We start from the raw sequence: 24,488 nt of genomic DNA, 5'->3' as shown, positions 1-24,488 counted from the left end.
GGGCACGGGCCCGGCCATGGGCGGATGGAGAGCGGCTGTGACGAGTGGCGTCGAGGACGTGGCGGATCCGTCGGCCGAGGTGCTGACGGAGGCCGCGGCGACGTTCGGACTGCTGGCTTCGCCCGCGCGCCTGCACATCGTCTGGGTGCTGGCGGGCGGCGAGTGCGATGTCAGCGGCCTGGCGGAGCGGGTGGGCGGTGCGCTGCCCGCGGTGAGCCAGCACCTGGCGAAGCTGAAGCTGGCGGGGCTGGTGCGGTCGCGGCGGGAGGGCCGCCGCGTGGTGTACCTGGTCGACGACCCCGATGTGGTGTCGATGGTGCGGTGGCTGGTGGGGCAGCTGACCGACCGGGCGGGCGGGTCCGAAGGACCGGCGGTTCCGGGACGCGTCCGTGGCCTGGGCGCCTGAGAAGGTCGAGGGCTCCGCGGCCGCACGTACGGAGGGGGAGGCGGAGCCGGACGCGCACCTCGTACCACCGGCAGTACGGGCGGAGAGCGGCGCCGCCCTGCGGGACGCCCCCGGCCTGACGGCACTGGAAACCCTGCGTCTCCTGGAGAGCGGGCCGCGCGGCCTGACCGAGGCGCAGGCCGAGGAACGGCTGCTGCGGTACGGCGAGAACACGCTGCCCGAGCGGCGGCCGGCCGGTCGGCCCTGGCGCTTCGTCCACAGCCTGCGCGATCCGTTCACGACCGTACTGCTGTGTCTGGCGCTGGTCTCGGCCGCCGTCGCCTCCTGGGGTACGGCATGCGTGATCGCCGTACTGGTGGTGGTCAGCGCGGTGCTGCGGACCAGCGGCGAGTACCGGGCCGAGCGCTCCACGGCGGCGCTGCGCGAGCTGATCGCCACCACGGCGACGGTGCAGCGGCGGGCACCGTCGGGCGGAGCCGCCCGGGAGATCCCGGTGGACCAGCTGGTGCCGGGCGATGTGATCCGCCTCGGCCCGGGCGACCTGGCCCCCGCCGACCTGCGGCTGCTGCGCGCGAGCGGGCTGACGGTGCGGCAGGCGGTGCTGACGGGCGAGTCGGCGCCGGTGGCCAAATACCCGGTGGACGCCCGGGAGGGCTCGGCGACCGGTACGTACGACGGCCCCGGCCTCTTCGAACGCCCCGAGCTGTGCTTCCAGGGCAGCAGCGTCGCCTCCGGAAGCGCCACGGCGGTGGTGCTGGCCACCGGGGCGGAGACGCTGTTCGGCGGTACGTACGGGAGGCCGGGCGGGCGGGGCGCCGGCCCCGGCGCGCCGGGCACCCGCGGGGTGTCCGGGCCCCGCAAGGCCCCGCGCCGCCCGCGCGAGAGCGCCTTCGACCGTTCGGTGAACGGGATCTCCTGGACCCTGATCCGCTTCATGCTGCTCACCCCGCCGCTGGTGCTGATGGCCAACGCGGCGCTGCGCGGGCGCGGCCTGGAGACGCTGCCGTTCGCCGTCGCGGTGGCGGTCGGGCTCACCCCCGAGATGCTGCCGGTCATCGTCACCACCGCGCTCGCCCGGGGCGCGGCGCTGCTCGCGCGCGGCGGCGAGGTGATCGTCAAGCGGCTGCCCGCGCTGCACGACCTCGGCGCGATCGATGTGCTGTGCACGGACAAGACCGGCACCCTTACCCAGGACCGCCCGGTCCTGGACTGCTCCCTCGCCCCGGACGGCCGGCCCGCGCCCGAACCGCTGCACTGGGCGGCCGTCAACAGCCTGTGGACACTCCAGCTCGCCGAGCTGCCCACGCCGGACGCCCTCGACGAGGCGATCCTGGAGGCGGCCGAGGACGACTTCGACGAGCTGCTGGCGTACGAGGGCGTCGCCGCCCTGCCCTTCGACCCGGTACGCCGCACGTCGTGCGCGGTGATCCGTACGGACGCGGCGACGGTGGGCGGCCCCGGCCCGCGGCTCGGCGTGCACACACTCGTCGTCAAGGGCGCGCCCGAAGACGTGCTGGAACGTTGCGCCGGCGTCCGTGAAGACGGACGGGACACCGACCTGGACGAGGCGGCCCGCGCGCGCCTGGCCCGGGTCGTCGCCGACCGGACGGCGGACGGGCTGCGGCTGCTGGCCGTCGCGGTCGCCGAGCGGCCCGCCCGGCCGGGCCGCGCGTACACCCCGGCGGACGAGCGCGGCCTGACCCTCGTCGGCTTCGTCGGCCTGCGCGACGCGCTCGCCCCGACCGCCGCGGCGGCCTGCGCGGGCCTCGCGCGGCGCGGCGTCGCCGTCAAGGTCCTCACCGGCGACCATCCGGGCACCGTCACCCACGTCTGCCGCGAACTCGGGCTCGACACCGGCCCCGGCGCGGTGCTCACCGCCGACCGGATCGACGGCCTCACGGACGGCGAGCTGGCCCGCCTCGCCTCCCGTACGACGGCGTTCGCCCGCTGCACGCCCGAGCACAAGGCGCGGATCGTGGGGGCGCTGCGGGCGGGGGACGGTACGGCGCGTACGGCCGCGGGGCGTAAGGCCGTGGACCGTACGGGCGCGGACCACGCGGCCGCGGACCGTACGGGCGCCCCGCCCCGTACCGTCGGATTCCTCGGCGACGGCGTCAACGACCTCCCCGCTCTGCACGCCTGTGACGTGGGCATCGCCCCGCGCGACGCGGTGCACGTGACGCGCGAGGCGGCCGACGTCGTGCTCGCCTCGAAGGACCTGAACGCCATCGACGGCGCGATCGTCGCGGGCCGCCGCTCCACCGCCAACATCGCCACCTACCTGCGCATCACCCTCTCCTCCAACCTCGGCAACGTCATCGCGATGCTCGGCGCCGGGCTGCTGCTGCCGTTCCTGCCGATGCTCCCGGCGCAGGTCCTGGTGCAGAACCTGTGCTTCGACGCGGTCCAGCTCGCGTTCGCCTTCGACCGGCCGGGCCCGGCCGCGCTGCGCCGTCCCGCGGTGCTCCGCCCCGCCGACCTGCTGCGCTACATCACCGGATTCGGCCTGCTCAACGCCGCCGCCGACCTGGCCACGTTCGGCGTGCTGGTGCTGGCGGTGCACGGCTCCGGGCACCCGGGCGGCCAGGACGCGTTCCACGCCGGGTGGTTCACGGAGAACCTGCTGACGCAGGCGCTGGTGATGTACCTGCTGCGCGCCGGACGCCACTCGGCGGAGGGCCGGGCACCGGGCCCGATCCGGGGCGCGGTGTGCGCGCTCGCCGTCATCGGCCTGCTGCTGCCACCGTCACCGCTGGGCCCGCTGCTGGGCATGTCGGCACTGCCTCCCCTCTATTACGGGCTGCTGGCGGCCGTACTGGTGCTGTACGGGGCCGGGCTGGCGTGGGCCAAGAGGCGGTACGACGGGCGGGTGGCGGCGGAGCCCCGGCCTTAGGGCAGCGTTCGGCCTCGGCCTTAGGGCAGCGTTCGGGCCTCAGCCGTAGGGCAACGATGGGGCCTCAGCCGTAGGGCAGCGGCGGGGCCTCAGCCGTATGACAGACCCGAGCAGATGTTGTCGTCGGCCGAGCGGGCCGAGTCGGCGATCTTCGACGACCCGGGCGAGGGGCCCGCACTCGGGGCGGAGGACGCAGGGGACTCAAGGGTCGGCTCGGAGGCGTACGTGGTGCCCAGAACGACCTTGACGCCCGCGGCGGCCGTCGGCACGAGCCGGGCGCCCCGGAAGCGCGCCGCGACGGCCTTGGCCTCGGCCTCCTTGCCCGCGCCGTATTCGACGGTGGTGGCCGTGTGGCCCTGGGTGCGCGCGGTCGCCGTACCGGTGACGGTGAAGCCCGCGGACTTCAGCTGATCGGCGGCGCGGGCGGCCAGGCCGGTCTTGGTGGTGCCGTTGTAGACGGCGATGCTGATGTCCGTACCTGTACCTGTGCCCGTACCCGTTTCCGAACCGCTGGACGGTGACGGCGACGGGCCCGGAGATCCCTGCGCCCCCGCCCCGCCCGCGTTCTTGCCGTCCAGCGTGCGGTCCGCCTTGATGTCCGCCCACAGCGTGTCCGCCGCCGGGTGCACGATCGCGACCCGTTCGCCCTGGTAGCGCCACGGCAGCGTGATGAACTTGGTGTTGTGCAGGTCGATGTCCTTCAGCGACATCGCGAAGGAGAGCAGCTTGTCGGCCGAGTCCAGGCCCGGGTCGACGGTCATGGACTGGGTGGCGGCGTTGGCCAGCGGCAGCAGGGTGCCCGGGTTGAACCCCTGGTCCTTGACCTTCTTGATCAGCGAGCCGACGAACGCCTGCTGCCGCTGGATACGGCCGATGTCGGAGTTGTCGCCGATACCGTGCCGGATGCGTACGTAATCGAGCGCCTGCTGACCGGACACGTTCTGCGGGCCCTTGGCGAAGATCCGCTCACCGCGGGAGCGGCGGTTCGGGTTCAGATCGCCCTCGTAGATGTCCTTCGGCAGGCAGACCGGTACGCCGCCCACCGCGGACGTCATCTTCGAAAAACCCTCGAAGTCGACGACGACGGTGTGGTCGACGCGAACGCCGGACAGTTTCTCCACCGTGTTCTGGGTGCAGGCCGGGTTGCCCTTGGCGCTCTCGCCGACCGAGAAGGCCGCGTTGAACATCGCGTTGTGCTGCGGCTTGGTCCACCGGCCGTCCGGCAGCCGGCACGGGGGTATCTCCACCAGGGTGTCGCGGGGTATGGAGACCGCGACCGCGTGCTTGCTGTCCCCGTATATGTGCAGCAGGAAGGCGGTGTCCGAGCGGCCCACGTCACCGTCGCCGCCGCCCAGCGAGCTGTTGCCGCCCGACCGCGAGTCCGAGCCGATGACCAGGACGTTCTGCCCGCCGGCGCCCTCCGCCGGACGCTGCGGGCTGACGCCGTCGGCGCCGAAGGTGGTGATGTTCCCGTTGAGCTTGAAGTAGAACCAGCCCGCGCCCGCGGCGATCAGTACGAGCAGCGATACGGCCACGATCCCGGCCGTACGCAGGGGACGCCGCCTGCCCCGTCCAGTGTTCCCGGCCACGGCCCTGTGACTGCTTGCTGTCATGTGTGTGCACCCTCACCTGCGCGGTTCTTGCCGAAGAAGACGGTCGTTCGGGCCAGTCGGTTGTACAGTTGCGCAATGTAGCAAGTTACGAATCCGGCAAGACGGCGCGGACCGGTGACCGCCGGCGGCGCAATGGAGGGAAAGGCGGGACGACGATGCTGCGGAACGGGCTGGAGCCCTGGCACCTGCTGATCGTGGCCCTCGTGGTGATCCTGCTGTTCGGCTCGAAGAAGCTGCCGGACACGGCGCGGGCCCTGGGCAAGTCGCTGCGGATCCTCAAGAGCGAGACCAAGGCGATGAAGGACGAGACGCCGGAGGGCGAGGGTACGGGGGCGGTGGTGACCGGCCGTGCGTCTGAGGCGTCCGGTGGGCCCGGTGCGCCTGGCGGGACCGGGGCTCCCAGTACGTCCGGCGCGCCTGGCGGACGCTGACGGAGGGGCGGGCCGCCGTACTGCCGTCGGCTGGGCGGACGGGCCGCCGTACCGCTGTCCACCTGCCTTTTCGCCGGAAGCCGCCGACGTACTACCCTCGCCTGGCCCGAACCGGCCGGTCCGTCTCCGTCGGCCGGCTCTGCCCGGCCGTGCCGCGGGACGGTCACGGCACGACGACGAAGCCTTACGGGGGCGTCCGCCATGAAGATCGACTGGAACCGACGTACCTGCGCGCGCCGCGGACACGTCACGTACCTGCCACAGGAGCCGGAACTCCAGGACCGGCTGCGCGCGGACACCGCGCTGGGCGAGGCGTGGCGCTGCCTGCGCTGCGGGGACTTCGCCCTCGGAGCGCCGCGCGGCGCCGGACCGGCGGCCGACGCGCCGCTCGTACCGCGCGGCAAGGTGCTGCGGGACACGTTCATCCTGCGCTTCCTGGCCGTGGAGCGGGCGCTGCGCGGCGTGTTCATCGTGCTGGTGGCGCTGGCCGTGTGGAAGTTCAGCAACAGCCAGGACGCCGTACGCCGCCTCTTCGACGAATATCTGGACGTCCTGCGGCCGGTGGCCGGGCACTTCCACTACGACCTCGACCACTCGCCGGTGGTCGGCACCATCCAGAAGACCTTCGGCTACAAGCACTCGACGCTGCTGATCGTCGCGGGCCTGCTGGTGGCATACGCGCTGGTCGAGATCATCGAGGGCGTTGGTCTGTGGCGCGCCAAGCGCTGGGCGGAGTACCTGACGGTGGTGGCCACGGCGGCGTTCCTGCCACTGGAGATCTACGAGCTGACGGAGAAGGTCAGCTGGCTCAAGATCGCCACGTTGGTCATCAACATCATCGCCGTTCTGTACATCCTGCTCAGCAAGCGGCTGTTCGGCCTGCGCGGCGGGCGGGACGCGTTCGAGGCGGAGCGGCACAGCGCCTCGTTGCTCGAAGTACGCACGTCGGCGGGGATGACCGCCGCCCATAATGGTTGACGCGCGACGCGATCAACGCGCCGTGCCCGGCACCAACCACGAGGGGAAACCGACCGGATGAGCACCGAGCACAAGCCTTCCGAACATGCCGTACGCACCGGCCGCGGCGTTTTGTCGACGAGCGGCCGTATCACCGCAGTCGTCGTGGCCCTGCTGCTCGGCCTGATGGGCGCGGCGGGCACCGCGGCAGCGGCGTCGCCCGCGGCTCCGGCGGTCGCCCACGTCGCCCACAGCGCTCAGCAGCAGACCGCCGGCGCCCCGGCCGCACAGGCGGACGCCGCCCCGGCCTCCTTCCACCACCACGCGAAGGCCGCCTTCGGCTCCAAGGACAAGAAGGAGAAGAAGGAAAAGAAGAAGAAGGGCTTCTTCAAGAAGCTCGGCATCTTCCTCATCGTGCTGGTGATCCTCTTCATCGTGATCATCATCGTGGTGATCTGGCTGATCGTGCACTTCGTGCGCAAGGCGTTCCGCCGTCGGCGGAGCTGAGGCTTCCGGGTATATCCCTAGCCGACAGCCCCCGTTCGCGAGTTGCGGCTCGCGAACGGGGGCTGTTGTTTGTCCTGGCCGGGAAATTCCGCGCTGGTCGGGAATTGTCGCGCGCCCGGCCCGTATCGGCTCCGGCTCAGCGCACCCGCCCCCGCGGTTTCAGAGCCACCGTGGGAAGTTCGGGAGCGGGCAGACGGTCACCGTCGTAACCATGCACCTCGCCGAACCGATCACCCGCCATCCACTCCTCGCGGGCCTCCGCGATATCCGCGTGCGAACGCCCCACGAAATTCCACCACATGACGATTTCCTCCTCGAACGGTGTGCCGCCGAGCAGGACCGTGCGGGCGGGGGTGTCCGACTCGTTCGTGAGGGTCAGGGTGTCGCGGCCGGGGCAGGCGTAGCCCAGTTCGGCCGGGTGCAGCAGGGTGCCGGCGAGGCGGACGGGGCCTTGGTCGACGAGCAGGCCGTGTTCGAAAGCGGGGTCCACGGTGAGGGTGACCGTCGCGCCCGGCGCGAGGACGATCTCGGCGCCGAGGAGCGGGGTGAAGGTCGGCACCGGCGAGGTCACGCCCGCGAGCGTGCCCAGGAACACGCTGACCCCGGCCCCGCCGTGCTCTACGGGGCGGGGCACGTGGTGCCGGAAGTCGGGGTCCGTGAGCCGGTGTTCCGCGGGCAGCGCCACCCACAGCTGCACCCCGTGCAGCACGGTGGTCCGCCCCGTCGACACCTCGGAGTGGCTGATCCCGCGGCCGCCCGTCATGAGGTTCAGCTCGCCCGGCCGTACGTACGCGTGGGTGCCCAGGCTGTCGCGGTGCTCGATCTCCCCGCTGAACAGCCAGCTCACCGTCTGCAGCCCGGTGTGCGGGTGCGGGGCGACGTCCATGCCACCCGTCATGGAGACATCGTCCGGCCCGTAATGATCCGCGAAGCACCAGGCGCCGATGAGCGTACGGGAGCGCTGCGGCAGCGTACGGCGCACGGTCATGGCCCGCGGCCCGCCCAACGGCACGTCACGCGGCGCGAGCACCTCGATCCCGGGCACCTGCGCCCCCGGGGCGCAGCGCAACTCGGCGGGTTTCACTTCGACGTTGCTCATTGCGGCGTCGCCTTCTCGTGGGAGGTGGTTGCATGTTCAACATACAGCGGGGGGGGGGCGACTCCGCTCCCCCTCCTTCCCCTACGCCCCGGCCGACCGGAAAGCCCGCCGATAGGCGGACGGCGTGGTATTCAGCGCGGCCCGCATATGCTGGCGCAGATTCGTCCCGCTGCCCATGCCGGTTTTCGCGGCGATGTCGTCCACGGGCAGCTCCGTCGATTCCAGTAGATGGCGTGCGTGCCGCAAGCGGGCGGCGGCGAACCATTCGGCCGGGGACAGACCCGTTTCCTGCCGGAAGCGCCTGGTGAAGGTCCGGACGCTCATGTGACAGTGCGCCGCGAGATCTTTGAGGGACAGCCGCCGGTCCAAATGCTCCGTCATCAGCGCCCGCGCCGCGGCCGTCGACATGCCCGCGTCCTCCGGGACCGGGCGGTCGATGTACTGGGCCTGCCCGCCCTCCCGCATGGGCGCGACGACGTTGTACCGGGCTATCCGGTTGGCCACCGAACTGCCGTGGTCTTCCCGGATCAGATGCAGGCACAGATCGATCGCCGCCGCACCGCCGGCGGACGTCAGGACCCCGCGATCGGCCACGTACAGCGGATCGATGTCGAGCTCGACCGCGGGAAACAGCCGCCTGAACCGATCGGCGTAGCGCCAGTGCGTCGCCGCCCGGTGCCCCTCCAGCAGCCCGGCGGCCGCGAGCACGAACGCCCCGGTGCACAGGGACACCATCCGGGCCCGGCGCCGGGCCGCCCGCAACGCCTCCGCGATACGGGCGTCCAGTACCCCGTCGTCGAGCACGTCCGGGCAGCGGGTGCCCGCGACGATCACGGTGTCGGCGTGTTCCAGCAGGGACAGGTCCCCGTGGGGCGTGACGCCGTACCCGTTCACCGTCGCGACCGCGGAGCCGTCCGGCGTGGCGGTCCGTACGTCATATGCCGCGCCGCCCGCCTGCGAGTCCACCATGGCGAGCATCTGGGCCGGGATGCTCAGGTCGAAGGCGACCACCGGCGCGAGGGCGAGCACCACGACCTGGTGAGGGGCCCGGTATGGGGCCTGGTGAGCGGCTTGCTGGAGGGCGGCGACTGTCATGGCCCGATAGTTGCACATAGTGGCCCCTGGGCCACTTCTGTCGCGCTCGCGAGCTGGCGAAACTGATGGCAGTTCCGTACTCCCACACACGAAAGGCGGCGGCCAGCCATGTCCGTTCCCCCGGTCGACCCCGAGATCCAGTCGCTGCTCGAAACGTCCGACACGGGCATCTTCCCCGTCCACGGCCTGGCTTCCGTACTGGCGAATCCCGAGCGGTACCAGCTTCTGCGGGAGCGCCCCGACACGACCGCCGACGACCGGGCCAAGGTCGAGGACCTGTTCATCCCCGGGCCCGGCGGGCAGCTGCGTCTGCGCGTCTACCGCCCGGTCGCGCCCGCCACGGGCGATGTGCTGCCGGTCGTCCTCTACCTGCACGGCGGTGCCTTTACTTACGGCTCACCCGAAGCCGAGGAGGACCACGCCCTGCGGTACGCCCTGGACGCCGAGGCCGTCGTCGTCTCCGTCGACTACCGCCTCGCACCCGAACACCCGTACCCGGCCGCGGCCGATGACGCCTACGCGGCCCTGACCTGGCTCGCCGATCACGCGGCCCGGATCGGCGGCGACCCCGGCCGCATCGCCGTCGCGGGAGTGAGCGCCGGAGGAAACCTCGCGGCCTCCACCGTCCTGCGCGCCCGCGACCTCGGCGGGCCGAAGGTGGCCCTCCAACTGCTGATGTACCCCGCCGTGGACGGCGGCACGACAAGCGCCTCCGCGCGTGAGTTCACCGATACGCCGATCCTCGACCGGGACGCGACACGGCTCGCCTGGCGCCACTACGTCGGCGACCAGGACCTGGAAACCTACGCTTCCCCGGCCCAGGCCCCCGACCTCAGCGGCCTGCCGCCCGCCTTCGTCGTCGTGGCCGAGGTGGACCCGCTGCGCGACGAGGGCCACCGGTACGCCGAACGTCTCGGCGCCGCCGGCGTCACCACGGAACTGATCCAGGTCCCGGGCGCCGTGCACGGGTTCGACGTGCTGTTTCCGACGGCTCGTATCAGCGAGCGCAACCTGACGGATCAGGTGCGGGCGCTGCGGGAAGCGCTTCATTCCTGAAGGGCCCGAGCTTCAGCACGTGCACCGCTTGAAGCATCACCTGGCACCGCCTGGCGCTCCGCCATGCAAAAACACCCCCCTGACCGCGTCTCCGCAGATCAGAGGGGTGTTGTGAGCGGTAGCGGTGGGATTTGAACCCACGGAGGAGTTGCCCCCTCACGCGCTTTCGAGGCGCGCTCCTTCGGCCGCTCGGACACGCTACCGAGAGGAACTCTAGCCCACGGGGGGCCGTACGCCGAAATCGGTATCCGGGGGAGTGGGAGAGGAGGGGTCAGCGGGAGCGGAAGAAGGTGGTCAGGAGGGTGGCGCAGGGGGCGGCGAGGACGCCGGTGATCACTTCGGGGCGGTGGTTGAGGCGGCGGTCGCGTACGACGTCCCAGAGGGAGCCGACGGCGCCCGCCTTCTCGTCGGACGCGCCGTAGACGACGCGGTCGAGGCGGGACAGGACGATGGTGCCCGCGCACATTGTGCACGGCTCCAGGGTGACGACGAGCGTGCAGCCGGTCAGCCGCCACGAGCCGACCGTGCGGGCGGCCTCCCGGATGGCGAGCACCTCGGCGTGGGCGGTGGGGTCACCGGTCGCCTCGCGCTCGTTGCGGCCGGTGCCGATCACCGTGCCGTCCGCGGACAGCACGACGGCGCCCACCGGGACGTCACCGGTCCCGGGGGCGAGGGCGGCCTCGTCCAGCGCCTGTCGCATCGCGGCGGTCCAGGGATCGCGCAGTGGGTCGGGCGCCGGGGTGTGGAGCGACGAGGCGGGAAGGGGGCCGGGCACGGGGGCGGTCATGCCCCCAGTGTCCGTGACGGGCGTTACCTGACGGCCTCCAGGACGTCCGTGCAGCCGAGGGCATCGGCGATCTCGGACAGCGCGTCGGTGTCGAGGGCGAGCAGCTCCTTGCCGCCGATGCCCAGGTCGGCCAGCAGGTCCGGGTCGCCGAGCGGGCCGTGCGGTACGACGGGTGTGTCGCCGGCCGTGACCGTCTCCTCCCCGCCTCCGCCGTCCGCCATGTCGGGTTCGCCGTCCTCCGTACCGTCCAGGTCGAGGCTGTCGAGGTCGTCGGCGCCGTCCTCGTCGCGGCCGAGCAGTTCGTCGGTGAGCATCGCACCGTACGAGCTGCGGGCAGCGGCGGCGGCGTTCGAGATGAAGATCCGCGGATCGTCCTCGCCGTCCACGCGGACGACGCCGAACCATGTGCCTTCCTGCTCGATGTATGCCACCACCGTGTCGTCGTCGACCGCTGCCTCACGGGCCAGGTCGGCCAGATCGGTCAGGGTCTCCACATTGTCGAGCTCCGTGTCGCTCGCTTCCCACCCGTCTTCGGTGCGCGCGAGCAGTGCGGCGAAGTACACCGTGACTCTCCCACTGGTCATAGGCGTGCCGGGCCGGACGGGGCGACGCCTTCGCGCCGCAGGTCCCCGCCCATCGGAATCGTGGCAGAAACAACGCGATTGCGCGGGGTCTTCGGCGTTGCGTCGTGCGGCCGTTCCGAGAGATGTGGCTCACGTCGGGTGGGGCGGAAGGTTCTGATGGGGCGAAAGAGGCGTTCGGCTACCAGCGGAACGTGCGCATTCTCATGGCCTGACGCATCCGGGCCGCCCGGGCGCGGCGCGGCTGGACGCGGTCGCGCAGCTCTTTGGCCTCGTTGAGGTCGCGGAGGAACTGGGCGCGCCGCCGCCGGCGCGCCGCGTCGTTCTCGCCGCCGGTGGCCAGGCCGTCGGGTTCAGGGGCTTCGGAGGCTTCGGAGGACTCGGGGGGCTCGGTGAGGGCGTGGGTGGGGTTCGGGGGAGAGGGCGCCGGCGATTGCATACGATCGCGGGCGCCTCGGCCCGCTCTGCCGGTACGGCGGCGGGCCGCGTTTCCGCTCGTGTCTCCGCCCGCGTTCCCGCCCGTGTTCGTACCGGCGTTCGTCCCCGCGTACCCGTCCGCGCCCCCGCTTCCGCGTACGTCTTCGCCCGCGCCGCCACCGGCGCGTCCGCCGTTGCCGGCGCCTTCGCGGCCCCCGGCGCCTGCGCCACGCCCCGAGCGTCCAGCGCCACGGACGCTCCCGCTTCCGCTCCCATTCCCGTCTGGCACGCCGTACACCGCCCTGGGACGAGGTCCATGCCCGGCGCCGGTGCGACAGACCGGGCGTTTGTGCCCACTTTCCCCCGGACCGGTGGTTCGATGCCAGCGCGGTGGAATCCGTTCCCGGCCCGCCCGGCGCCCACGGGGCGGGCGCCGCCGCTTCTGACCTCGGCTAGTGTCGATGTCATGCGGATCCACGTCGTCGACCACCCGCTGGTGGCGCACAAACTCACTACCCTGCGCGACAAGCGCACCGATTCCCCGACCTTCCGGCGCCTCGCCGACGAGCTGGTCACCCTGCTCGCGTACGAGGCCACCCGCGATGTGCGGACCGAGCAGGTCGACATCGACACCCCGGTGACGGCGACCACCGGAGTGCGGCTGTCCCACCCCCGCCCGCTGGTCGTGCCGATCCTGCGCGCCGGGCTGGGCATGCTGGACGGCATGGTCCGGCTGCTGCCCACGGCCGAGGTCGGCTTCATGGGCATGGTCCGCAACGAGGAAACGTACGAGGCCCACACGTACGCCACGCGCATGCCGGACGACCTCTCCGGCCGCCAGGTGTACGTGGTGGACCCGATGCTGGCCACCGGCGGCACGCTGGTCGCGGCGATCCGCGAGCTGATCAACCGCGGTGCGGACGACGTCACCGCGATCTGCCTGCTGGCCGCGCCCGAGGGCGTCGAGGTGATGGAGCGCGAGCTGGCCGGCGCGCCGGTGACGGTCGTCACGGCGGCCGTGGACGAGTGCCTGAACCCCGACCGCTACATCGTCCCCGGCCTGGGCGACGCGGGCGACCGGATGTACGGCACGGCGGGCTAGAAGGGCTTCGGTCCGGCGGGCCGGGGGGCTTCTTCGGCTCGGCGGGCTGTTGTGGCGTCGGGTCGGCCGTACGGCACGGGCCGCGGCCCCGCCCCGCGGTTCAGCGGCCCTTGCCTCGGGGCTCAGCAGTCCCCGCCCCGGGGCTCAGTGGCTCCGCCCGCCCGGTTTCCGGCCCGCTCAGCTCCGGCAACCCGGTGCCGTCTTCGACGGCGCCGTCAGCGCGGTGAGCGACTTCTGGGCGGCGGCCGGTTCGGCCAGGGCCTTGAACGTGTCGCCGATGATCAGGTCGACGTCCCCGGTCTTACGGGTGTCCGTCTTGGACTCCGCGCCTTCGAGCTGCGTGCCCAGCACCTTCCGGGCGCCGTCGGACGCCGTCTGCGCGCCCAGGAACACGCCCGTGCCCTTGACCTTCTTGTCGTAGGCGGGCGGCGCGTTGCCCACCTTGCCGACCTTGAAGCCGCGCTTCTTCAGCTCGTCGGCGGTCGTCTTGGCCAGGCCGCCGCGCGCCGTCGCGTTGAAGACATTGACGCTGACGTCGGCGGGCTTGGGCAACGGCTTGCCCGTACCGGACGACGACGCCGAACCGGCCTGCTGAGCGCCGTCCGGAGGGCATTTCTTCTTGTCCTGCGCGGCCTGGGCCGTGCCGCCCCTGCCGCCGAAGACATCGATGAGCTGCAACGTGCCCCACCCGGCCAGGGCGAGGGCGCAGACGGCGGCAGCGATCACCAGGGTGATCCGCCGGCGGTGACGGGGACGGCGCATCCGCGGATACCTGTCGCCCGTGATGCGGTACTTCTTACCGCCCATGCCGGGGGGCGTCAGCATGCTCATGTCCGCAGCGTAGTGGGACGCAGGGGCCATGCCTACTAAATGATCAATGCGTGGCGGGAGACCCCACCCGAAAGGGCCAATACGTTCCGCCGAACAGGGGGCGGGGCCGTGTCGGGCGGGCTCCGGCGGTGCGTCAGCCCAGTTCCAGAACGCGGGCGTGCAGCACCTGGCGTTGCTGGAGGGCCGCGCGCACGGCGCGGTGCAGCCCGTCTTCCAGGTAGAGGTCGCCCTGCCACTTCACGACGTGCGCGAAGAGGTCGCCGTAGAAGGTGGAGTCCTCGGCGAGCAGCGTCTCCAGGTCGAGCTGCTGCTTGGTCGTCACCAACTGGTCAAGGCGTACCGGGCGAGGGGCAACATCCGCCCACTGGCGGGTGCTCTCCCGGCCGTGGTCCGGGTACGGCCGCCCATTTCCGATGCGCTTGAAGATCACACGGAAAGCCTACCGGGCCACCGGCTCCGGGCGCAGCCATGCGGACGGAGTGCGAAGACGACAAAGGGTGGCAATTCCGGAGCGCGGTGCCCGGGAGGCGGGTGCGGGAGCGGGGTACGGAGGGTGGCGCGCGACCCGTGCGGCCACGGTGGGCGGAGGGTGGCCGCGGCCCGGGGCAGGTGGACGGCGACGGGGAAAAGTGGCGCAACGTACGCCCGAGGACGGCCGGAAATGAGCGCTGGGCGGGTTGCGGAACCCGGAACGGGCGGGTGGACGGCGCCGTGCGGCGATTCCCGTCGGCACGGCAAAGAGTGCCGAATTCCGCAAAGCCCGTGAATTGTGTGGTGGGGGCGAATTCCGCACGAACTTCGACACGAACGAGGTACGGCTCGTCGCGCCGGGCGGAAATGGGCGGCGGGGGGTGGTACGCGGCTCCTCCTGCCCGCGCCGTCAGCGGTCCGGCGCGGTGGACGGCACGGGCGCCCGGCCGGTCACGTCCGCTCCGGGGCGGTCGCGCGCATCGGAGGGCGATGCGGTGGCCCCTTGCCGCGGGCCCGGGGACCGGCCGGCGCGCTGAGCTGCGGGGTCGGAAGGGACGGAGGGGGTGGTGGGGTACGGCGTGGCGCCTGATCGAGTAGGCGGGGTGCTGGGGCGCGCGGTGGAGGCGCTGGGGGTGGGACGAGGGCTGGGGGAGGCCGGGGAAGGGGTGGGGCTCGGCGGTACGGGGCGCGGGGTCGAGGCGGGCGCGGGGTGCGGCTGCTGGGGGCCGTCCGGGGCGAGGGCGAGGTAGCCCACGGCGGCGGCGGTCGCGGTGGCCGCTGCCGCCAGTGGCAGGGCGAGACGCCGTAGCCGTCGGCCCGTGAGCGGTGCGCGGCGCAGGAACGGAACGCGGCGCAGGTGGGGGCCGGGCGGCGCGGCGGGCCGCAGATCACGGAGGTCGACCTGCCCGGCGCGCGCCGCGAAGGCGGCCCGCAGCCGCGCCTCGACCGGCCGCCCACCGCGGGCGGCACCGGCACCAGCGCCGCCATCGGCGCCTCCGGCACCACCGGCATCAGCGCCGCCACCGGCACGGGCGCCGCCATCGGCGATAGCGCCGCCTCCGGCACCAGCGCCGCCACCGGAACCGCCATCGGCCCCGGCCCGCGCCCCGCCCCCAGCCCCGGTCTGGTGATCCCTCATTCCCCCTCCTCCAACATCTTCTCCAGCGAATCCAGCGCCCGGCTGGCGATCGACTTCACCGAGCCGCGGCTGATCCCGAGGGTCGCCGCGATCTGGGCCTCGGTCAGCTCGCCCCAGTAGCGCAGGACGAGCACCTCGCGGCGGCGGGCGGTCAGCCGGCCGAGGGCGGCGAGGACCTCGCGGTGCTCCTCGTCGAGGACGACGCGCTCCTCGGCGGACGGCGCGTCCGTCTCGTACGGGGGCGTGTAGTCGCGCGCCGTACGCCGTCGCCGGAGCACCGAGCGGGCCGCGTTGACGACGGCGGTACGGAGGTACGCCAGGGCGTTGTCGACCTCGTCCAGCCGTTCGCCGTGGCGCTTGTAGAGGGCCGCGAACGCGTCCTGGACGACGTCCTCGGCGGTGGCCCGGTCGTCCACCAGCAGCACCGCCAGCCGCACCATGGACAGCCGGTGCGCGTGGTAGAGGTCCGTGATGGTGGGGCTGGAGTGGTCGCCGGCGCTTCCGGCGGGCGGCCCGGCGACGGTGTGCGCGGCGGCCAGGGTGGTGGGGCGGGCGCCACGCAGGAGCAGGCGCCGACCCAGGGCGCGCCAAGGCCCCGGTACGGCGGGCCGTACCGGGGCGACGAGCGCGGCGGCGGTGAACTGCATCGGTTCCTCGGCCGTCGGGGAGGCGGTGGCCTCAGTTGGTGCGACGGCGACGGGCAGCGTAGACGGCGCCGCCGCCCACGGCGATCAGCAGCGCGGCACCGGCGCCCAGTGCCACGTTCGTGGTGGTCGAGGCGCCCGTCTCGGCGAGCTCGTCCCGGGCGGGGGCCGGCGCGGCGCTCGATGCGGCGCTCGGCTGCGCGGAGGGGTGGGACGGACGGGCCGACTGGGACGGGTGGGACGGAACCGGGCTCGGCCGGTGCGCGGAATCCCGCGCGTCCTTCGGGGCGGCGGCGCTGGGCGCCTGCGCTGCCGGGGCGGCGGCACTGGGGGCCTTCGGCCTCGGGGCCGAGTCCTCGGCGTATGCCGTACCGGTCAGGGACAGCGCCGGCAGGGCGACCGTCACCAGCAGCCCGGCGGTCACGGCACTCCGTATCCGGCTACGGGCCGCACGCCCGGCGGGCGCGTGCGAGGTGGCGGGCGGGCAGGAGGAGAGGGGCGAGGCGGAGGTGCGGGAGTCGTTCACGGTGGCTGCTCCACGATCGGCGGGGCGGCGCCGGATGGCGCCCTCACCCGTCACGACGTGCGGCGGGGGCGGGGGTTGCCGGGAGGGCGGGAATTTCCCGCACGGTGCCTCTGGGACCGCAGGTACCCGGCTACGCGCACCTGCCCGTGCACCGCCCGCAGATGCCGCTCAGCTCCACGGTGTGCTGGACCGCGCTGTAGCCGCTCTCCGCACCGACCCGCTCGGCCCAGCGCTCCACCACGTCGGAGTCGAGCGGGCGGCTGCGTCCGCAGCGGCGGCAGATCAGATAGTGCCGGTGGCCGTCGGCGGGGCGCGGCCGGTACAGGCGCTCGCCCGCCTCGTCCCGTACGACATCGACCTGCCCGGTCCGCTCCAGGTCGCGCAGGGTGCGGTAAACGGTGGACAGCCCGACGGGGATGTCGGCGGTCACCAGGCGCACGTGCAGTTCCTGGGCCGACACGAAGTCCTGGCACGCGGTCAGCACGCGCAGGACGGAGGCCCGCTGCCGGGTCAGCCGGCCGCCCACGCCGGCACGTCCTCGTGCTCACAGGTGCCGTCCACGCCGTACGTCTCCCAGGGCGGGAACAGATCGTTGCCGTAGTCCGCGGCACGCACCTCGCCGTCCGTGACGAGACAGCGGCCGAGAGCCGCGCGCAGAGCGCCGCCCCGCAGCCCGACCCCGATGAAGACCAGTTCCTGCACGTCCTCGGAGCTTCCCGCCGCCCCGGCCGCCCCCGACGGCTCGAACCGCGCGACGGACCCCGCCTGCGACCACAGGCCGGTCACCCCGGGCCGCCCGGCGAGCCGGAAGAACCCCTTGGACCGCAGGATCTCCCCGTACGCGCCGCTGTCCATCCCCTCCGTGACGAACGTCCACAGCCGCCCCGGATGGAAGGGGCGCGTGGCGCGGAACACCGTGCTGGAGATCCCGTACTCCTCGGTCTCCGGTACGTGTTCGCCGTTCAGCTCCATGACCCAGCCGGGCGCCTGCTGGGCGCGCTCCAGGTCGAAGCGGCCGGTCCCCAGGATCTCGGCGGGCGCCACCCGGCCGTGCCGGGCGGGCACGATCCGGGCCACCGGGTTGAGGCGCCCGAGCGCCGCCCGCAGCCGCGCCGCCTGCTCCTCGCTCACCAGGTCCAGCTTGTTGAGGACGATCACGTCGGCGAACTCGACCTGGTCCACGAGCAGATCGCTGACCGTACGCTCGTCGTCCTCGTACGGCGCGAGCCCGCGCTCGGCGAGCCCGTCGCCGCCCGCCAGTTCCGTGTGGAAGTTGGCGGCGTCCACCACGGTGACCATGGTGTCCAGCCGGGCCACCTCGCCCAGCGTCGCGCCGTCGTCGCGCGGGAACGCGAAGGTCGCGGCCACCGGCATCGGCTCGGAGATCCCGCTGGACTCGATCAGCAGGTAGTCGAACCGCCCCTCGCGCGCGAGCCGGTCGACCTCCTCCAGCAGGTCGTCGCGCAGGGTGCAGCAGATGCACCCGTTGGTCATCTCGACCAGCCGCTCCTCGGTCCGCGACAGGGCGGCCGTGCCGCCGCGCACCAGCGCGGCGTCGATGTTGACCTCGCTCATGTCGTTGACGATCACCGCGACCCGCAGCCCCGACCGGTTGTGCAGGACATGGTTGAGCAGGGTCGTCTTCCCCGCGCCGAGAAACCCGGAGAGCACGGTGACGGGCAGCGGCGTCCGCCGTTCCACGGCCCTCAGCCCTCCGGCCGCAGCAGACCGCGCTCGTACGCCTTCGCCAGCCGGCGCGGGACCTGGTACACGGACCCGTCGACGGTCACCGGGACCAGCGCGGGCGTGCGGGCCTTCCACTGGGCGCGGCGGTGGCGGGTGTTGCTGCGGGACATCTTCCGCTTGGGGACGGCCATGGTCGCGGGACCTCTCCGGGGTGGGGGTGGGTGCGGTCGCGCGGCGCTCCGCACCGGATGGCGCGACCGAGGCTACATGAAAATGAATCCCATTACGACTGGGGTTGCCGACGCGTATGAGACGGCCGCCGCGTCAGCGTGGCGACCTCGTCGTCGAGTACTCCGGGCTGTCGTATCCCGGACTCGCGTACTCGTGCCGCCCGTACTCCGGCCGCCCATACTCCGGACTGCCGTACTCCGGAGCCGGGTAGCCAGGTCGGCCGGTCGGCCGCTCCGTCTCGCGCTCCTGGACGCGGGTCAGCAGGAACGGGACGATTCCGCGTTCGAGGAGGGCCAGGTGCCAGGCTGCTCGGGCCTGGGCGACCTCGCTGCCAGGGGCGGTGGCGTCCGTGGCGGGGGAGGGCGAGTCGGCCGTGGAGCGGTTGCGGGCGGCTGTTGCCAGGAGCCAGGCCAGGTCGGCCGCGGTGGCTGCTGCCGCGATGCCGGCGGCGAGCCAGCCCGCGTACACCAGCTCGTCGGCGAACTGGCGGTGGGCGCTGACGAGTCGCATGCCGAAGCCGATGGCGAGGAAGAGGACCGCGGCGATCGCGCCCAGGCTCGGTACGAGGACGGCGAGGGCGGGGAGCAGGCCGCCGCCGGAGGCTGTCGCGGTGGGGGAGTCCGTAGGGGTGGTGCCGGGGGCGGGGGTGTCCGCTTCGGCGCGCAGCCTTGCGTACGTCTCGTACTCGGCGGCCGCGGTGGCGCAGAGGGCGGTGCGTTCGCGGTGGGCCTGGAGGCGCAGGTGTTCGGGGCGGGGGGCGTCCGGGGTGCGGCGGAGGGCTTCCTTGATTTCCGGGGCGGCGAGTGCCTGGCCGAGGGCCTGCTCGAAGGCGGTGGTCTCCTCGGTGCGGCGCAGGGAGTCGGTGCCTGGCATATGGGTCCCCCCGGCGGTTCGGTGCGGGCGCGCGGTGCGGTCCCGGTGGCGTCCAATTTACTTGCTGGCTTGCGCAACCGTATAACTCGGCAGGGCCGCACGGCTCCGTTTCTGCCGACTTCCGGCCACCGCAATCCCCGGATCGGGTGGTTGTTCACGAGCGGGTGAATCGTGTCGGCCGAAGCCGCGCCGGGCCGCCGGGTTGACGGGATGGTCGAACTTTCGACCGGGAGGGGGCCCTCGTGGGACCGTGACGAACGGTCCGCGGGCCTCGTTCTGCGAGCACCCGTCCGAACCGGCGTCAACCGAGGAGGAACTGTGCAATCCGTCCCGAACACCATCGGTGCCTGGGCCCGCCGCCGGGCCGGTGGCGAGATCACCGCGGTCCGCAGCGTCTCGTGGCGGGCGGACGGTGCCCGGGTGTGGGAGCTGAGGCGCGCGGACGCGGCCCGGTTCTTCCTCAAGGTGGCGCCGACGCCGGACCGCTATACGCGGGAGACGCACGCGTACCGCCATGCCGTCCCCGCCCTCGGACACGCGCACGCGCCCAGCCTCGTCGACAGTGACCCCGCCCGGCTCGCGCTGCTGCTCACCGCCGCGCCGGGGGCCGGCGCGACCGGCTCCGGGCTGGGGCGCGCCGACCGTACGGAGCTGTACCGGCAGGCGGGCGGCCTGCTGCGCCGTCTCCATGACGCGTGCGGCACGGCGGTACCGGCGGGCGGCGCGGACCGCTGGGTCGCCGACCGGCAGGCCGCCGCCGAGGAGCACGTGGCCGCGCTGTCGGCCGCGGGCGCGCTCCACACGGCGGAGCGGCGCCTGATCCTCGACCGCGCCGAGGTGCTCCACCTGCTCCCGCCGCTGCCCGCCGGCTTCCTCCACGGCGATGTCGGCGAGCACCACTTCCTGTGGGACGCGGTGGGCCGGCGCCTGGCGCTCGCCGGATTCGCGCAGGCACGGCTCGGGTGTGCGGTGGAAGACCTCGTACGGGTGACGTACGGCGCGTGCCTGCCCGACCGGGGTCTGCGCGCCGCCTTCCTGCGCGGTTACGGGCGGGAGCTGACGGTCGCGGAACGGTACGCGCTGCCCGCGCTCGCGGCCCTGGACGCCGCGGAGGCGTGGGAGCGCGGGCTGCGGACGGGCGACCAGGAAGCCGTCGGGCGCGCCCGGGGGGTGGTCGGGACGCTGCTGGACGGTGTTGAGTTGCGGATATGAGTGGGGATGCCGATCTCAGCGGTGCCGGTACCGGTAGCGACTCCGGTGCTGATGCCGCCGACCTCGTCCACGCCGACGCCACCGAGCTCGCCGCCCGCATCCGCCGCCGCGAGGTGTCCGCCCGGGAGGTCGTACGGGCGCACCTGGACCGGATCGATGAGGTCAACCCCCGCGTCAACGCCGTTGTCTCACTCGATCCCGAGGGGGCGATGGCGGCCGCCGCGGCCGCCGACGAGCGGCTGGCGCGGGGTGCGGAGGTGGGGGCGCTGCACGGACTGCCGATCGCCTTCAAGGACACCCACCTCACCCGGGGCATGCGCACCACGCGCGGCTCGCCGCTGTACGCGGAGACCGTGCCGGACGAGGACGAACTGCTGGTCCAGCGGATTCAGGCGGCCGGGGCCATCCGTATCGGCAAGACGAACGTGCCGGAGTTCGCGGCCGGTTCGCATACGTTCAACCCCGTCTTCGGGGTGACGCGGAACCCGTACGACCTGGGGCGCTCGGCGGGCGGGAGCAGCGGCGGGGCGGCGGCCGCCTTGGCCGCGGGCATGCAGCCGATCGCCGACGGCTCCGACATGGGCGGGTCGCTGCGCAACCCCGCCTCCTTCTGCAACGTCGTCGGGCTGCGCCCCACCCCGGGCCGCGTGCCGTCGTACCCGGCGTGGAACCCGTGGGACACGCTGACCGTGCCCGGCCCGATGGCCCGTACGGTCGCCGACGCCGCGCTGCTGTTGTCGGTCATGGCGGGGCCCGACCCCCGCTGCCCGGTCAGCCTGGAGGCGCCGGGCGCCGCGTTCCGCGAGCTTCCGGCGCGTGAGCTGACCGGGTTGCGCGTGGCCTGGACGCCGGACCTCGGCGGCCGGGTGCCGGTCGACGCCGGCGTACGGGCCGTGCTGGAACCGCAGCTGGAGGTGTTCCGGCAGCTCGGGTGCCGGGTCGAGGAGGACTGCCCGGATCTGGACGACGCGGAGGGGGTCTTCCGTACGCTGCGGGCCCATCACTTCGATATGGCGCTCGGTGCGGTGCTCGATGAGTCCCGGGACGACCTGAAGCCGAGTCTGGTGTGGAACATCGAGGAGGGGCGCCGGCTGACGGGGGCCGATCTCGTCCGCGCCACGGCGGGGCGCGCGCGGCTGCATCTCGGGGCGGTGGACTTTTTCACGCGGTATGACGTGCTGTTGGCGCCGGTTTCGCAAGTGGTGCCGTTCGAGGCCGGGTTGGAGTATCCGGCGGTCGTCGACGGGCAGCCTCAGCGTACGTACATCGACTGGATGCGCTCGGCCTACTTCGTGTCCGTGCTGGGCGCGCCCGCGCTGTCCGTACCGGCCGGCTTCACTCCTGACGGCCTCCCGGTGGGGCTCCAGATCGTCGGTCCGCCGCGCGCGGACCTGGCGGTGCTCCAGGTCGGCGCCGCGTACGAGGCCGCGACGCGGTACGGGCGGCGGCGCCCGCCCCGTTAACATCGCACTCATGAGCGAGGGGGAGAACGCGGAGCAGCTCGGCAGCCGGGCCGCCCGTATCGCGGTGTCCGTGGTGAGCGCCGCCCTGGTATTGGTGCTGGCGATGCTGGTGGCGTGGTGGATGGAGTGGTGGAACCCCGGTTTCGCCTGGCTGTCCACGAAGCTCGCCGCCAAGGTGGCCGTGGGAGCGCCGATCGCGCTTGTGGCGCTCCTCGCCTGGTTGCGCAAGTCCCGCTGAGGGCGGGGGTCTCAGGTCCCCGGCTCACCCGGTTCGTATGCCTTCGCCCATGCCGTGGTGAAGGGGAAGACGAGCCGGTGGGGCACCGTGTTGCCGTGGACCGGGTGGGGGTCCGGGGTGAGGGCCGAGTAGGTGTGGATCGTGGCGCAGTAGAAGCGCTTGGGTGAGTCGCCCTGGAACTCGGCGGGTTTACGGGCCTTGCGCGCGCGGACGGCGGGGTCCGGGTAGCGGCGGGCGTAGAAGACCGCCAGCGCCGTCGGCAGGTCGGCCGGGGCGAGGGCGTGCGCGGTGCCCTCGCCGTAGAGGGCCTGGGCCTCGGCGTCGGAGACCTGGGAGTCGAAGACCAGGAGCGAGACGGCGGGGTTGGCGGCGATGTTGCGGGAGTGCACCGCGTCCGAGGCGGACCACCAGTAGAAGTGGTCGGCGTCGTCCCAGGCGTAGGTGACGGGGGTGGTCCACGGGGCGCCTTCGGGGCTGGCGGTTCCGAGGGTGAGGTAGCGGTTGGTGTGCAGGAGGCGTGCCGCTTCGGCGCGTAAATCGGGGATGGTCGACATCTCAGGAGCCTTCCTGGGGGAGGGCGGGGGCAGGGGCGGCCGCGGTGGTGCCGTGGGGCACGGCGGCGGTACGGCGGCGGGCGATGAGCCAGTACGCGACGGACGGGACCAGCAGGCCCACGGCCCAGGAGAGGTCTATTCCGCCGAGGGCGCCGGCGACCGGGCCGGTGTAGGCGGAGGTGTGCATGAAGGGGACCTCCAGCGCGAAGCTCACGGCGTAGACCAGGACGGCCGGGCCGTTGACGCGTCCGTACACGCCGCCGCCGGGCGCGAAGAAGGACGGTACGTCGTAGTGGCCGCGCCGCACCAGATAGAAGTCGACGAGGTTGATGGCGGTCCACGGGATCAGGACGTACTGGAGGATCGCCAGGAAGTCGGTGTACGAGGCGAGGAAGGTGTCCTGGAAGGCCAGCGCGAGGGTCAGGCCGAGGGCGAGCGGGGCCGCGATCAGCGCGGTACGGGCCGGGCGGCCGGGCAGCCAGCGGTGCCGGAAGGTCTGCGCCGCGGTGATCAGGCAGAGTGACGTGCCGTACAGGTTCATGGAGTTGACGTGGACGACGATGACGGCGAAGGAGCACAGGACGACGGCGGAGAGGGTGCCGCCGAGCACGGTGTCCAGCCCGGCGATCGCGTCGTCCGCCACCGCGATGCCCATGACGATGCCGAGGAACATCGGCAGCACGCTGCCCAGGACGCTGCCCCAGTAGGTGAACCACAGGGTGGAGCGGCGGGACGCGGCGTGCGCGGGCATGTAGCGGGTGTAGTCCGAGACGTACGGGGCGTAGGTGATCTGGAGCAGGATGCCGATCGCGGTCATGCCGACGAAGCCGGAGACGGTGAAGCCGGTGGCTTTCATGGCGCGTTCGAGCACGCCGGGGGTCAGGAGCACCCGTACGGCGCACAGCGCGAGCAGGGAGAGGGTCAGCACGGTGGCCCAGCGGCCGACGCGGTGGATCAGGTCGTAGCCGACGATCGCGACGACCAGGCCGGCCAGCCCGCACAGCACCAGCCAGGCGGAGATGTCCACGGCGGGCACCGAGCGGTGCAGCGCCTGCCCGGCGATCACCAGGTTGGACGCGAACCAGCCCGCGTACATGAAGACGACCACGAGCGTGACCAGCAGCGAGCCGTGGCTGCCGAACTGGCCGCGGCTCTGGATCATCTGGGGGACGCCGAGGCGGGGGCCCTGTGCCGCGTGCAGGGCCATCAGGAAGCCGCCGAGCAGGTTGCCGAGGGTCACCGCGGCGATGGCCGGCCACAGGCCGAGGTCGAAGACGAGCGGCGCGATGGTGCCGGAGACGATGGTCAGCGGACTGATGTTGGCGGCGAACCAGACGGCGAACAGGTCGCGCGGGCGGCCGTGGCGCTCGTCCTCCGGTACGGCGTCGATGGTGCGGCCCTCGACCAGGCGGCGGTCCGGGGCGGCGGTGGGGCGGGGGGCCTCGGCGCCGGCCGGGCCGGCGCCGGAGACGGGGTGGTCCATGGTCGGGGCCCCTTTCGAGGACGGAGATCCCGGCTGGGGAAAGCGAACCCGATCGACGGCCTCCAGGCCCGGTCCGCCGCGCCCACTGCTGTGTACATGCCCGTTTCCCCCGCGTCCGCCGCGCCGCGGGCAGACCCGGTCAGCGGGGGCCGGACGGCCGGTCAGGGCCGGGTCGGCAGCCGACGTGGGGGTGC

The 24,488-nt window shown here is 73.0% G+C and carries 26 protein-coding genes and 1 tRNA gene; 10 read left to right on the top strand and 17 right to left on the bottom strand.

Features of this window, described 5'->3' with window-relative positions; all coding sequences use genetic code 11:
- The first annotated feature begins 16 nt into the window (after nucleotides 1-16).
- Together CP984_RS18390 and CP984_RS18385 are read left to right on the top strand one after the other, a co-directional pair.
- A complete protein-coding gene (locus CP984_RS18390; RefSeq protein ID WP_043976922.1) occupies nucleotides 17-406 on the top strand; it encodes an ArsR/SmtB family transcription factor in 390 nt (129 codons plus the stop codon).
- Entirely contained in the window at nucleotides 390-3,299 is a 2,910-nt protein-coding gene (locus CP984_RS18385) for a P-type ATPase (protein ID WP_030185676.1), read from the top strand. The genes CP984_RS18390 and CP984_RS18385 overlap by 17 nt, the downstream gene beginning before the upstream one ends.
- A gap of 89 nt (nucleotides 3,300-3,388) precedes the next feature.
- Here CP984_RS18385 and CP984_RS18380 read toward each other — a convergent pair whose 3' ends face one another.
- Nucleotides 3,389-4,912: an LCP family protein gene (locus CP984_RS18380; protein WP_078575559.1), complete on the bottom strand. Its 1,524-nt coding sequence runs from the start codon at nucleotides 4,910-4,912 to the stop codon at nucleotides 3,389-3,391.
- 155 nt (nucleotides 4,913-5,067) lie between these two features.
- Between CP984_RS18380 and tatA the strand changes: the two genes are divergently transcribed.
- The 3 genes from tatA (at nucleotide 5,068) to CP984_RS18365 (ending at nucleotide 6,807) form a co-directional block, all read left to right on the top strand.
- Nucleotides 5,068-5,343, top strand: a complete 276-nt coding sequence (gene tatA / locus CP984_RS42080; RefSeq protein WP_003986283.1) for a Sec-independent protein translocase subunit TatA — start codon at nucleotides 5,068-5,070, stop codon at nucleotides 5,341-5,343.
- Between the two features lie 201 nt (nucleotides 5,344-5,544).
- Nucleotides 5,545-6,321, top strand: coding sequence for a DUF2127 domain-containing protein (locus CP984_RS18370; protein ID WP_003986284.1), 777 nt, complete (start codon nucleotides 5,545-5,547; stop codon nucleotides 6,319-6,321).
- Between the two features lie 57 nt (nucleotides 6,322-6,378).
- Nucleotides 6,379-6,807: a hypothetical protein gene (locus tag CP984_RS18365; RefSeq protein WP_003986285.1), complete on the top strand. Its 429-nt coding sequence runs from the start codon at nucleotides 6,379-6,381 to the stop codon at nucleotides 6,805-6,807.
- Nucleotides 6,808-6,943: 136 nt separating this feature from the next.
- Here CP984_RS18365 and CP984_RS18360 read toward each other — a convergent pair whose 3' ends face one another.
- Complete coding sequence (locus CP984_RS18360) at nucleotides 6,944-7,906, bottom strand: pirin family protein (protein ID WP_003986286.1); 963 nt, start codon at nucleotides 7,904-7,906, stop codon at nucleotides 6,944-6,946.
- Nucleotides 7,907-7,987: 81 nt separating this feature from the next.
- Nucleotides 7,988-9,001: a GlxA family transcriptional regulator gene (locus CP984_RS18355; protein ID WP_043976917.1), complete on the bottom strand. Its 1,014-nt coding sequence runs from the start codon at nucleotides 8,999-9,001 to the stop codon at nucleotides 7,988-7,990.
- Between the two features lie 108 nt (nucleotides 9,002-9,109).
- On the opposite strand from CP984_RS18355, the gene CP984_RS18350 reads away from it, so the two are divergent.
- Nucleotides 9,110-10,057 carry an alpha/beta hydrolase gene (locus CP984_RS18350; protein ID WP_003986288.1) on the top strand — a complete coding sequence of 316 codons (948 nt, stop codon included), beginning with the start codon at nucleotides 9,110-9,112 and terminating at the stop codon, nucleotides 10,055-10,057.
- A 116-nt stretch (nucleotides 10,058-10,173) separates the two neighbouring features.
- Here the strand turns inward: CP984_RS18350 and CP984_RS18345 are convergent.
- The 4 genes from CP984_RS18345 to CP984_RS18330 all read right to left on the bottom strand — a co-directional run bounded on the left by CP984_RS18345 (nucleotide 10,174) and on the right by CP984_RS18330 (nucleotide 11,864).
- A tRNA-Ser gene (locus tag CP984_RS18345) sits at nucleotides 10,174-10,260 on the bottom strand.
- A gap of 68 nt (nucleotides 10,261-10,328) precedes the next feature.
- Nucleotides 10,329-10,844: a tRNA adenosine(34) deaminase TadA gene (tadA, locus tag CP984_RS18340; protein ID WP_003986289.1), complete on the bottom strand. Its 516-nt coding sequence runs from the start codon at nucleotides 10,842-10,844 to the stop codon at nucleotides 10,329-10,331.
- Between the two features lie 23 nt (nucleotides 10,845-10,867).
- On the bottom strand, nucleotides 10,868-11,407 hold the full coding sequence (locus CP984_RS18335; RefSeq protein ID WP_003986290.1) for a tRNA adenosine deaminase-associated protein: 540 nt from the start codon (nucleotides 11,405-11,407) through the stop codon (nucleotides 10,868-10,870).
- A 199-nt stretch (nucleotides 11,408-11,606) separates the two neighbouring features.
- A complete protein-coding gene (locus tag CP984_RS18330; protein WP_003986291.1) occupies nucleotides 11,607-11,864 on the bottom strand; it encodes a hypothetical protein in 258 nt (85 codons plus the stop codon).
- A 444-nt stretch (nucleotides 11,865-12,308) separates the two neighbouring features.
- Here CP984_RS18330 and upp point away from each other — a divergent pair, with 444 nt between their 5' ends.
- Entirely contained in the window at nucleotides 12,309-12,944 is a 636-nt protein-coding gene (upp, locus tag CP984_RS18325; protein WP_003986292.1) for a uracil phosphoribosyltransferase, read from the top strand.
- Between the two features lie 177 nt (nucleotides 12,945-13,121).
- Here the strand turns inward: upp and CP984_RS18320 are convergent, their stop codons facing one another.
- The 8 genes from CP984_RS18320 to CP984_RS41285 all read right to left on the bottom strand — a co-directional run bounded on the left by CP984_RS18320 (nucleotide 13,122) and on the right by CP984_RS41285 (nucleotide 19,344).
- Complete coding sequence (locus CP984_RS18320; RefSeq protein WP_030191725.1) at nucleotides 13,122-13,775, bottom strand: LytR C-terminal domain-containing protein; 654 nt, start codon at nucleotides 13,773-13,775, stop codon at nucleotides 13,122-13,124.
- A 133-nt stretch (nucleotides 13,776-13,908) separates the two neighbouring features.
- Nucleotides 13,909-14,205 (bottom strand): type II toxin-antitoxin system VapB family antitoxin, encoded by a 297-nt coding sequence (locus CP984_RS18315; protein ID WP_003986294.1) that lies wholly within the window; start codon nucleotides 14,203-14,205, stop codon nucleotides 13,909-13,911.
- 1,175 nt (nucleotides 14,206-15,380) lie between these two features.
- Nucleotides 15,381-16,031, bottom strand: coding sequence for an RNA polymerase sigma factor (locus CP984_RS18305; RefSeq protein WP_003983355.1), 651 nt, complete (start codon nucleotides 16,029-16,031; stop codon nucleotides 15,381-15,383).
- Between the two features lie 31 nt (nucleotides 16,032-16,062).
- Complete coding sequence (locus tag CP984_RS18300) at nucleotides 16,063-16,554, bottom strand: LAETG motif-containing sortase-dependent surface protein (RefSeq protein ID WP_106962974.1); 492 nt, start codon at nucleotides 16,552-16,554, stop codon at nucleotides 16,063-16,065.
- Between the two features lie 130 nt (nucleotides 16,555-16,684).
- Nucleotides 16,685-17,080, bottom strand: coding sequence for a Fur family transcriptional regulator (locus tag CP984_RS18295; RefSeq protein ID WP_003983353.1), 396 nt, complete (start codon nucleotides 17,078-17,080; stop codon nucleotides 16,685-16,687).
- Nucleotides 17,065-18,255 (bottom strand): GTP-binding protein, encoded by a 1,191-nt coding sequence (locus CP984_RS18290; protein WP_003983352.1) that lies wholly within the window; start codon nucleotides 18,253-18,255, stop codon nucleotides 17,065-17,067. The genes CP984_RS18295 and CP984_RS18290 overlap by 16 nt, the downstream gene beginning before the upstream one ends.
- A gap of 5 nt (nucleotides 18,256-18,260) precedes the next feature.
- Entirely contained in the window at nucleotides 18,261-18,431 is a 171-nt protein-coding gene (gene rpmF, locus CP984_RS18285) for a 50S ribosomal protein L32 (protein ID WP_003983351.1), read from the bottom strand.
- Between the two features lie 133 nt (nucleotides 18,432-18,564).
- Entirely contained in the window at nucleotides 18,565-19,344 is a 780-nt protein-coding gene (locus CP984_RS41285; protein ID WP_003983350.1) for a hypothetical protein, read from the bottom strand.
- Nucleotides 19,345-19,662: 318 nt separating this feature from the next.
- On the opposite strand from CP984_RS41285, the gene CP984_RS18275 reads away from it, so the two are divergent.
- Genes CP984_RS18275 through CP984_RS18265 form a run of 3 tightly spaced genes read left to right on the top strand, consistent with a single transcriptional unit; the run spans nucleotide 19,663 to nucleotide 22,257 of the window.
- Nucleotides 19,663-20,556: an aminoglycoside phosphotransferase family protein gene (locus CP984_RS18275; protein WP_003983349.1), complete on the top strand. Its 894-nt coding sequence runs from the start codon at nucleotides 19,663-19,665 to the stop codon at nucleotides 20,554-20,556.
- Nucleotides 20,553-22,019: an amidase gene (locus tag CP984_RS18270; protein ID WP_003983348.1), complete on the top strand. Its 1,467-nt coding sequence runs from the start codon at nucleotides 20,553-20,555 to the stop codon at nucleotides 22,017-22,019. The genes CP984_RS18275 and CP984_RS18270 overlap by 4 nt, the downstream gene beginning before the upstream one ends.
- Nucleotides 22,020-22,029: 10 nt before the next feature.
- Nucleotides 22,030-22,257: a hypothetical protein gene (locus CP984_RS18265; RefSeq protein WP_003983347.1), complete on the top strand. Its 228-nt coding sequence runs from the start codon at nucleotides 22,030-22,032 to the stop codon at nucleotides 22,255-22,257.
- 11 nt (nucleotides 22,258-22,268) lie between these two features.
- On the opposite strand, the gene CP984_RS18260 is transcribed toward CP984_RS18265, so the two are convergent.
- Entirely contained in the window at nucleotides 22,269-22,811 is a 543-nt protein-coding gene (locus CP984_RS18260) for a pyridoxamine 5'-phosphate oxidase family protein (protein ID WP_003983346.1), read from the bottom strand.
- Between the two features lies 1 nt (nucleotide 22,812).
- Nucleotides 22,813-24,294 (bottom strand): purine-cytosine permease family protein, encoded by a 1,482-nt coding sequence (locus CP984_RS18255; protein ID WP_003983345.1) that lies wholly within the window; start codon nucleotides 24,292-24,294, stop codon nucleotides 22,813-22,815.
- Nucleotides 24,295-24,488: the final 194 nt, after the last annotated feature.

This window comes from Streptomyces rimosus, assembly GCF_008704655.1.
GTDB classification, from domain to species: Bacteria; Actinomycetota; Actinomycetes; order Streptomycetales; family Streptomycetaceae; genus Streptomyces; species Streptomyces rimosus.
This window is presented reverse-complemented; position numbering and strand designations above follow the sequence as displayed.